This window comes from Vibrio sp. 1580 (assembly GCF_033340055.1).
On sequence record NZ_JAWOVT010000384.1, the window covers coordinates 1 to 635 of the forward strand.

General features: G+C 44.4%; 2 protein-coding genes. One reads left to right on the forward strand and one right to left on the reverse strand.

Annotated features, from left to right (window positions below; all coding sequences use genetic code 11):
• On the reverse strand, nt 1–273 hold a 273-nt coding region (locus tag R7093_RS26145), incomplete at its 3' end, for a DUF1289 domain-containing protein (protein WP_318147140.1).
• A 173-nt stretch (nt 274–446) separates the two neighbouring features.
• On the opposite strand from R7093_RS26145, the gene R7093_RS26150 reads away from it, so the two are divergent.
• Nucleotides 447–635, forward strand: a 189-nt coding sequence (locus R7093_RS26150) for a DUF3820 family protein (protein ID WP_318147141.1), incomplete at its 3' end; no start/stop codon positions are given.

The following is a 635-nucleotide window of genomic DNA, read 5'->3' on the forward strand; positions in this document are numbered from 1 at the left end:
TAAACAAAGCTGATCGGACTCCGGCTTAGGCAAGTCACGAGGCTCAATACCAAAACACCAACACGTTTCTTTTCCTGCTGCAATATCGCAGTGAGCTTGCGAATCGCATTCAGGACAGCGGTGGGTGGAATCTTCTCCGGTGATTTGCTCGATAATGGTTTCTCGTTGGAGTTCGGTTTTGTCTTTCCACTGGATGATTTCATCCATCGTTCGGTGACAGCCAGAACAAATTCCAGCGTTATTTTTACAGGCTGCTCTACACGGTGACTTCATTGCATTCTTGTTCTAATTTTTAATGTCGCGTACTCTAGCACAAAGCAACTCAAAGCCGTCAAAATAAACCGCCCTAACGATCGTTGAGCTTCTTGCCTTATTTGGTCCTTTAACTGGTGAGGGAGCACCGCTGGTGGTACTCTTGCGTGAGATGTCTTAACCGCGCTTCATTTATGTTAGAAAAAGAAAACCTGATTAAACTGGCAAGAATGCAAATGCCATTTGGCAAATATGCAGGCAGAGTACTTATTGATTTACCTGAGGAATATTTGCTGTGGTTTGATAAAAAAGGCTGGCCGAGCGGCGAGTTAGGTGACCTATTAAAGCTGTGTTTAGCGTTAAAAATTGAAGGGCTAGACAGC